The following is an 8,391-nucleotide window of genomic DNA, read 5'->3' on the forward strand; positions in this document are numbered from 1 at the left end:
AGGGCAGGCCGCGGATCCGGGGGCGCCGGTGCAGTCCAAGCCGCGGTCCACGGAAGCGGGAGAACCCCAGCTCATCGCTTCCTGGCAGTGGACTGCACCGGCTAGAACGCCGAGGAGGGGGAGGAACCTCGGCTGTGCTCACTCTAGGGGCGCCGTGCGGTTTCCGCACCTGCGAATCCTGACGGATCCGGTCGGACCGAATCCCGGGCCCGCTCAGGCGTCCGCGACGACGAGGCCGTCGGCGAGCAGCTCGGCGAGGAAGGCCGAGACGGCGGATTCATCGGACGGGGATCCGGAGGCCTCGGCGCCGAGTTCGGCGTGGATGCGCCTCAGCTCGGCGGTGAGCGTCGCGGCGTCGCCGATGCCGTCGGAGAGGAGCATCCAGATCAGCCAGCCGGTGTCGGTGAACTCGAACTGCGCGCCGGAGCCGAGATGCGCGGCCCAGACGACGTGGTCGGGGCCGTCGTGCTCGGAAGCCTCGATCCAGGCCGCCTGCGGCGAGATGCGGTAGCCGCTCATCGCCGGGCTCCGCGCAGACGTGCTCCGAGGACCTTGCCCGCGAGGCGCAGGCGCGCGAACTGCGCGCGCACGATCTCGCCCCGGCGAGGCTCACGGCCCAGGCGCAGCGCGAGATGGGTGCGGTTCACCCGCAGCGACTGCCGCAGCACCCGCAGCTTCGCACCGGCGCCCACCGCGGAGCGGAACCGCGCCGACCACTCGTCCAGCCGGTCGCCGTCGCGGCGGGACCAGAACGTCCAGAGGGCGAAGTCCGGCGCATCGCCGTGCTGCGCCAGTTCGCCGATCCCCGCCGCGAGCGCCGTGGTGGCCTGCAGCTCCTCGGCCAGCACCCGCACCTCCCGCTGCACGTCCTCGCCGCACCGCGCCCATGCATCGGCGGGCTCGGAGCCCTGCGAGCGGGCGGCGTGCGTGGTCTGCACGAGCACCTGGCCGGCGGGGGAGAGCACCGTGCACGGCCGGTGCGCGATGGGCGCCGTGCCACGGTCGCGCCAGAGTCGCTCGAACACCGCCTCCGGATCGGCGCGCGGCCCGGGAAGGGTGCGATGCACGTCGACGAAGCTCCAGGACGGGTGCCGGAAGTTCGCCGCGTGCTCGAACGGCGAGCCCTCCTCGAACCCCGTGTACAGCGACCAGCCCTGCGCCTCGAGAGCGGCGATCAGCCGATCGAGATGCGCCGGGCGCACGAGCACGTCCACGTCGGCGGAGCGATGCCTCTCCGCGCGCAGCGCCACGTCGGTGGCCGGACCCTTGATGTGCAGCAGATCCACTCCCGCCTCCTCGGCCACGCGCTGCACCATCGCGTGCGACAGATGCACGTTCGCCCATGCCGGCACGCGCGGGGTCACGGCGGTCAGCGTCTCCACCATGGCGGGTCCTGTCCGATCGGACCGAGCAGGCGGGCGAGACCCACGCCGAGCACCAGGAACGCGATCGGCGTGAAGAACACCTCGCCCAGACGCACGGCGCACAGGAAGACGACGAGGGTCGCCGCGGTGACGACGCGGGCGTCGAAGCGGGTGGCGTCGACGATGACCTTTGTGCCGATGCCCAGTCCGACGACGGCGTACAGGGCGACCATCACGACGATCAGCACGATCCCGCCCTCGACGATGAGCGCCTGGTACGAGTTGTGGAAGAACCAGGTGCCGGAGTCGAGCTGCACGGTCGCCTGGCCCAGTCCGCTCCCGTACCAGGGCGCGGCGAGCGCCTTCTGCCCGGACGCGAAGTCGATGCGCATGCGGAAGGCATCGGATCCCTTGCGGTCGAACGCGTAGTCGCCGAGGGTCGTGAGGTTGTTGTCGGCCCAGAGGAATGCGAGCACCGCACCCGCCAGGGCCACGAGCTGGAACCCCCGGTTCACCCAGGTCGACACCAGCAGGTACAGCAGCGCGACGGCATAGGCGGCGATCGTGGTGCGCGAGTCGGTGAGGACGACGGCCACGGCGCCCGCGGCGAGGATGAGGATCCTCGCGCGGAGCCGGCGCGTGGTCAGGGTGAGCAGGATCGCCGCGATCGCGTAGACGAGGGCCGACGCGTTCTTGTCCTCCAGGAAGCCCGTCAGCTTGCCCTCGTAGTTGTTCGGCGCGACCCGGGCGTAGAACAGGACGGCGTTGAGCAGCAGGCCGACGCCGAGGCCCTTCAGCACGGAGCCGATGTCGATGCGCCCCGACGCGAGGAACGCCGCGAAGAGCATGAGCGCGGCGATGTTCCCGGCGCGGCGGGTCGGATCGATGCCGTTCAGCACGGTCTCGGCGAGGAGGAACGCCATGAGCACGACCATCACCGACGGATACCACCGCGCTCCGCGGAACGAGCGCGTCGGGTGCCGGAACAGGGCGAGGACCAGGAAGGCGACGATCACGAGCTGGGCCACCGGGAGCGGGATCCCCGGCGGATTCGTGCGGATCACGAGCAGCATGCCGACGAGCCCGTCGAGGATCCGCGTGGAGTGGCCGTCCGGCACGAGCTGGGCATCGCGGAGGGGCGCCAGGGGGCCGGAGCCCCGCGACGCCATCGACGCCCCAGTGCTCGCGACGGCCACGCGCCGATTCTAGATCGCTCGGCGCTCACGGCGACAGGGAACCGATATTTTGGTCCTGGCCGATTCGAGGCGGGCGTGGCTAGAATACCGCCAAGCGCCGCTGGGGAGTCGGCGCCGGGGCACTTGGGACTTCTCCCCAAGAAGCTTGTGGGGAGCCTTCCGTGACTGTGCTCGACCTCTTCACCATCCTCCGCCGTGGCTGGCTCTATCTGGCGGCGGGGCTGCTGCTCGGTGCGCTCGCCGGCTTCGGCTACGCCCAGACCCTCGCCCCGGTGTACACCTCGCAGGCGACGGGATTCATCGCCGCGACCGGCACCGCGGTCATCGCGGGCTCGGACGAGGCGGTCGCCCGCGCCGGCGCCTACATGCCGCTGATCAACACCTCGCAGGTGCGCGACGAGATCGCGAAGGAGGCGGGTGTCTCGGCGGCGGAGCTGCACGGCTCGCTGAGCGCGCGCGTGGTGCCGGGGAGCACGCTGGTCGAGGTAACGGCCGATGCCGCGGATCCGAAGAGCGCGCTGAAGCTCGCCAACGGCGCCCTGCACGCCCTCGCCAAGGTCGTGGCCCACATCGAGCAGGTGGCGCAGTCGGCCGCTCCGGTCGACCCCTCCCTGCCGCCGGAGCCCAAGTCGGCCACGAACGCGGCGCCCGGCGGCATCGCGATCGTGCCGATGGACGAGGCCGTGGCCCCCACGCGTCCGTCCGCGCCGAACAAGCCCCTCATCGCGGGGATCGGCGGCGGGGCAGGACTCGTGCTCGGGCTCATCGCGCTGCTGCTGCGCCGGGCGATGGACGTGCGCGTGCGGGCGCACACCGACGTCGCGGCGCTGGTCGGCGCGGGAGTGCTGGGCCGGGTCCCGCGGATGCGGAAGAGCGGCCAGGGCCGCAACGCCGCACTCGCCCGCGCGGTCGCGCACGAGGCGTACCGGCAGATCCGCACCGGGCTGCGCTTCGCGAGCGTGGATCAGGAGGTCAGGGTCGTGATGGTCACCAGCGCGAACCTCGGCGAGGGCAAGTCGGAGACGACCCGCGCCCTGGCCAGGGTGCTCGCCGAGTCGGGGCAGCGCACGCTGGTGATCGACGGCGACCTGCGGCGCCCGACCATCGCGAAGGGCTTCGAGATCGACGAGGCCATCGGCCTCAGCGAGGTGCTCAGCGGGCAGGTGCCGATCGGATCCGCGATCCGTCGCACCGAGGAGGCGAACCTGTTCGTCCTGCCGGCCGGAGGGATCCCGCCGAACCCCTCCGAGATGCTCGGATCCGCGGCCTTCCAGCAGCTGCTCACGCGCCTGCGACAGGACTTCTTCATCGTCGTGGACGCGCCGCCCGTGCTGGCGGTCACCGATGCGAGCGTGCTCAGCAGCGTCGTGGACGGCCTGGTGTTCGTGGTCGCGATGGGACGCACCCGCCGGGTGGAGATCGTCGAGGCGCGCACGCAATTGGAGCAGGTGCGCGCGCGCGTCCTCGGGGTCGTGCTCAACCTGGTCTCCCTCCGCGGCGGGGACAACGGGTACGGGTACTACCGCAAGAACAGCCGCTACTACATGAAGTCGCACCGCGCCGCGACGGCGGAGGACGGCGACGACGCGGTCGACGCCTTCGCCGCGATGGCGAACCTCAGCCCTGCGCCCCTGGGCGACGCCGCAGCGACCGCCGAGGCGCCGCGTGACGGCGGCGCCACGGTGGAGGAGGGGACGTTCACGACATCGTCGGGTCCGGCCGACATCATCACCGACGGCGACGCGGCCGACGCGGGGGAGGAAGCGTCCCCCGCGATCGTGCGGCCGCACGGCTCGAACGGGCGCGCCGCGGCCGCCCGCGCCCGCCGGTCGGTGCCCCCGGTGGAGGTGGCGGAGCCCGTGGGAGAGCGGGTGGACGGAGAAGACGAGGCCCACGACGCCGCGAAGCCGCGCTACGCCCGCAGGAACGCACGGCCGTGAACGCCGTCCGCTCGACGTCGGGCGGGGGAGATCTCGGTGCCCGGCACGAGGGCGGCGTCTCGGTCGTGGTCCCGCACTACGGGGATCCGGCTCCGGCGCTCGCACTGCTCGACGCGCTGCGGACCCAGGTCGACGCGCCCCCGTTGCAGCTCATCGTCGTGGACGACGCGTCGCCGGAACCGTTCCCCGATGCGGCCGGGGCGACGGTCCTGCGCCGCGAGACCAACGGCGGCTTCGGTGCGGCCGTCAACACCGGGGCGTCCGCCGCCTCGCAGGAGCGGCTGCTCGTGCTGAACAGCGATCTGCAGCTGGAGCCGACGTTCGTGTCGTCGCTCGTCGCGGCGGCGTCGCCGTGGCCGCGGGCCGTGGTCGCGCCGATGGTGGTCGGCCTCGACGGCGCCACCCAGTGGTCCGGCCGGCGCTGGCCGCGGACCAGGCATCACATCGTGGAGTGGCTGACGCCGCTCGCCCGGTTCCGGCCGCGCCTGCACGAGGCCGTCGGGCACGACACCCGCTGCGTGCCCGGCGCGGTGCTGCCGGTGGACTGGGTGCTGGGCGCCGCGCTGCTCCTGCCGGCGGACGCGTTCCGCGCGGTCGGCGGCTTCGACGAGCGGTACTACATGAACGTCGAGGAGGTCGACCTGCAGCGGCGGCTGACCGCGGCCGGGGTGCCCTCGGTCTTCCTCGGCACGGTGCAGGTGCGGCATGAGGGCGGCGGCTCGTCGGACTCCGCGCAGCGCGTGCGCTGGGTCACCCAGGCGCGGATCCGCTACGCCGAGAAATGGGGCGAGCATCCCGGCCTGCTGCGGTCCGGGCTGCGGGCGGCGAGCGCGGTGAACCTGGCGTTCAACGCCGGACGGCGGATCCTCGGGAGGCAGGTGCGGCCGCTGGAGACGTACCGGCGGGAGCTCGCGGCGATCCGGACAGGGGGTGCGCGATGAAGGTGCTCCTGATCAGCCCGGTGTTCCACGGATACTGGAGCGCCTTCGCCGCAGCGCTCGAGGCGCTCGAGCTCGACGTGGCGGTGCACTGCTACGACGCCGGCGGGATCGGCAACGCGCTCGCGCACCGCGCGCCGGGATCCGCCTTCGCCGCCCGGGTGCGCGGCGCCGCGACCGCCGCCGCGATCCGTGCGCTGGCGGAGACGGATCCCGATGCCGTCCTGGTCGTGAAGGGCGACGCCCTCGAGGCGGACTGGTGGCATGCGCTCGCCGCCTCGGGCGCGCGGAGCGCCCTGTGGCTCTACGACGAGCTCGCGCGGATGCGCTACGACGACGAGAAGCTCGGCACGGTCGACCGTGTGTTCAGCTACAGCCCCGACGACACCCGCACGCTGCAGGGCCGGGGCATCGATGCCGCCGTGCTGCCCGACGGCTTCGACGCGCTCACCGCGTTCACCCCGCGCCCCAGCCACCGCACGAGCTTCATCGGCGCCCGCTACCCGGAGCGGGAGCGCCTGCTGCGGGTGCTCTCCGAGGCCGGCGAGGCCGTCGAGGCGTACGGGCGGGAATGGTCGCGGAGCCCGTGGGACGTGCTGCGGACGGCCCGCTGGCGCGGAGCGGGCGTGCCCGCGCACGGCGACGTCGACCGTGCGACCTACTTCGGGGTCATGGCGGGCAGCGCGGCCACCCTCAACATCCACGGGGACGGACATGACGGCTTCTCGATGCGCACCTACGAGGCGCCGGGCGTCGGCGCCCTGCAGCTCATCGACCGGCCCGACGTCGCCCAGCACTACGAGGTCGGATCCGAGACGCTCGTCTTCCGCAGCGACGAGGAGCTCGTCGACCAGGTGCGCCGCGCGCGGCGGGACGAGAGCTGGGCGCGCGGCATCAGAGAGGCAGGGCGGCGGCGCACGCTCGCCGAGCACACGCTCGTGCACCGCATGCGGGAGGTGCGTGCGGCATGGGCGTGACCGGGGTTTCGACGTCCGCCGGGCTGCGGTTCCCGGCGGATCTGGAGGCGTGGCGGCGCTGGCAGCGCAGCCGGCACGTGGCGCGGCGCGTGCGCGATGCGGTGCGCCGCCCCACCGCGCCGTCCTCGTTCGCGCTGCACGTGCGCGGAGCGGATCCGGCCGTCCTGTTCGCGCTCGACGCGGTGACCCCGACCGCGCTCGCCTCGGTCCTCGAGCCGCTCGCGCACCTGGGGGAGGCCCCGGTGGCGGTCATCGCTCCGGCGGACGTCTCGGCGCGGCTGCCCGGCGCGTGGCGGGTGGAGCCGGTGGATCCCGGTGAGGCGCCCGCGTCGCTGCGGGCGGTGCGGGCTGTCGTGTCCGCCGGGCACTTCCTGCCGGTGGGCCGGGCCGCGTTCGCGTGGTCCCGTGCTCGGGGCTGGAGCTGCCTCGTGGTGCAGCACGGACTGCTCACCCCGTTCATGGCGCCGCTGCCGGAGGGCGCGCACCTGCTCGCGTTCTCCGAGTCCGACGCCGACTACTGGCGCTCGGGGCGGGCCGACGTGACGAGCGAGGTCGTGGGCAGCCAGCTGCTGTGGGCCGCCTCCGGAAGTGCGGGAGCGGGGCGCGCTCCCGCGGGCGCGCCCCCGGTCTTCCTCGGGCAGCTGCACGGCGCGGAGCTGCCGCGACGGATCAGCGCGGCCACCGCGACGGCCTTCTGCCGCGAGCACGCGGCGCTGTACCGCCCGCACCCCGCCGAGGTCGACCGCCTCTCCCGCTGGCAGCACGCGCGGTGGCGGCGGCAGGGGATCCGGTTCGCCGAGTCCGGTCCGCTCTCCGCCTCGCACGGCCCCGTCGTGTCGATCTTCTCGACGGGCGTGCTCGAGGCCGCGGCCGCGGGCAGGGACGCCTGGGTCACGTGCGTGCGCCCGCCCGACTGGGTGCGGGAGTTCTGGGACAGGTACGAGCTGAGCGTGTGGGGCGGATCCGCCACTCCCGCCCCGGCGCGCCCCGCCGTCGAGCCCGCGAGGGCGATCGCCGGCGCGGTCCGGGGCTTCACGGAAGAAGGACGACGATGAGCATCCTGTGCGTGATCCCCGTGCGCGGCGGATCCAAGGGCCTGCCCGGCAAGAACGCCAGGGAGGTCGCCGGCAAGCCGCTCCTGGTGTGGAGCATCGAGCAGGCGCTCGCCGCATCGCTCGACGTGCTCGTGTCGACCGACGATCCCGGGCTCGCGGCGATCGCCAGGGAGGCCGGCGCCGACGTGCCCTTCCTGCGTCCGGCAGAGCTCGCGCAGGACACCACGCCCACCGAGCCGGTGATCCTGCACGCGATCCGGCACCGCGCCGCCGAGGGGCGCCGCCCCGACGCGGTGATGCTGCTGCAGGCGACCTCGCCGGTCCGGCTGCCCGGCACGCTCGCCCGCGCCGTGCGCGAGTTCACCGCGACCGGGGTGGACAGCCTCGTCGGCGTGGTGCCGCAGACGCCGTTCTTCTGGCACCCGGCCGCCGAGGGCGGGAGCGCGACGGCCGAGTACGACCCCGCCGCGCGTCCGCGCCGCCAGGACCTGCGCGCGGACGACTACTTCTACCAGGAGACCGGATCCCTCTACCTCACCCGCACGGAGCTGTACGAGCGGGAGGACAACCGGATCGGCGGCCGCGTGGGGCTCTTCGTCATGGACGAGGCCGAGGGCGTGGACATCGACACGCTCGTCGACCTGCGGATCGCGGAGCAGCTGCTCCGCGACCTCGGGACCGCCGCCGCGGGCGGATCCGGCGAGAAACCAGATCCTGCACGAGACGACAGTCGTGACGTGGTGTCTCGTGCAGGAAGTGGTTTCTCGCGAGGGCAGACGGGAGCGCGGTCATGATCATCGAGCGGGACATCGCGCCGTACATCGTGTTCGGGGAGGACCCGATCCTCACCGGTCTCGCGAAGATCAACGCCAACAGACAGCGGATCGTGTTCTGCGTCGACGCGCACGGCATACTCCTCGG

The 8,391-nt window shown here is 73.4% G+C and carries 8 protein-coding genes; 5 read left to right on the forward strand and 3 right to left on the reverse strand.

Annotated elements, in window-relative coordinates; all coding sequences use genetic code 11:
- Nucleotides 1-213: 213 nt before the first annotated feature.
- Genes B7X32_RS15540 through B7X32_RS15550 form a run of 3 tightly spaced genes read right to left on the reverse strand, consistent with a single transcriptional unit; the run spans nucleotide 214 to nucleotide 2,560 of the window.
- Nucleotides 214-519: a PqqD family peptide modification chaperone gene (locus tag B7X32_RS15540; protein ID WP_292721542.1), complete on the reverse strand. Its 306-nt coding sequence runs from the start codon at nucleotides 517-519 to the stop codon at nucleotides 214-216.
- Complete coding sequence (locus tag B7X32_RS15545; protein WP_292721545.1) at nucleotides 516-1,385, reverse strand: nucleotidyltransferase family protein; 870 nt, start codon at nucleotides 1,383-1,385, stop codon at nucleotides 516-518. The genes B7X32_RS15540 and B7X32_RS15545 overlap by 4 nt, the downstream gene beginning before the upstream one ends.
- Nucleotides 1,370-2,560: an O-antigen ligase family protein gene (locus B7X32_RS15550; RefSeq protein WP_292721548.1), complete on the reverse strand. Its 1,191-nt coding sequence runs from the start codon at nucleotides 2,558-2,560 to the stop codon at nucleotides 1,370-1,372. Before B7X32_RS15550 ends, B7X32_RS15545 begins: the two co-directional genes overlap by 16 nt.
- A 161-nt stretch (nucleotides 2,561-2,721) precedes the next feature.
- Between B7X32_RS15550 and B7X32_RS15555 the strand changes: the two genes are divergently transcribed.
- The 5 genes from B7X32_RS15555 to B7X32_RS15575 are packed head-to-tail and all read left to right on the forward strand — an operon-like array spanning nucleotide 2,722 to nucleotide 8,264.
- Nucleotides 2,722-4,500: a polysaccharide biosynthesis tyrosine autokinase gene (locus B7X32_RS15555; protein ID WP_292721550.1), complete on the forward strand. Its 1,779-nt coding sequence runs from the start codon at nucleotides 2,722-2,724 to the stop codon at nucleotides 4,498-4,500.
- Entirely contained in the window at nucleotides 4,497-5,441 is a 945-nt protein-coding gene (locus B7X32_RS15560; protein WP_292721553.1) for a glycosyltransferase family 2 protein, read from the forward strand. Before B7X32_RS15555 ends, B7X32_RS15560 begins: the two co-directional genes overlap by 4 nt.
- Complete coding sequence (locus B7X32_RS15565; RefSeq protein WP_292721556.1) at nucleotides 5,438-6,415, forward strand: glycosyltransferase; 978 nt, start codon at nucleotides 5,438-5,440, stop codon at nucleotides 6,413-6,415. The genes B7X32_RS15560 and B7X32_RS15565 overlap by 4 nt, the downstream gene beginning before the upstream one ends.
- Complete coding sequence (locus B7X32_RS15570; RefSeq protein ID WP_292721558.1) at nucleotides 6,406-7,470, forward strand: RNA-binding protein; 1,065 nt, start codon at nucleotides 6,406-6,408, stop codon at nucleotides 7,468-7,470. The genes B7X32_RS15565 and B7X32_RS15570 overlap by 10 nt, the downstream gene beginning before the upstream one ends.
- The gene (locus B7X32_RS15575) at nucleotides 7,467-8,264 is read left to right on the forward strand and encodes an acylneuraminate cytidylyltransferase family protein (protein ID WP_292721560.1); all 798 of its coding nucleotides are present in this window, start codon (nucleotides 7,467-7,469) and stop codon (nucleotides 8,262-8,264) included. Before B7X32_RS15570 ends, B7X32_RS15575 begins: the two co-directional genes overlap by 4 nt.
- Nucleotides 8,265-8,391: the final 127 nt, after the last annotated feature.

It is taken from the genome of Microbacterium sp. 13-71-7 (genome assembly GCF_002257455.1).
Classification (GTDB): domain Bacteria; phylum Actinomycetota; class Actinomycetes; order Actinomycetales; family Microbacteriaceae; genus Microbacterium.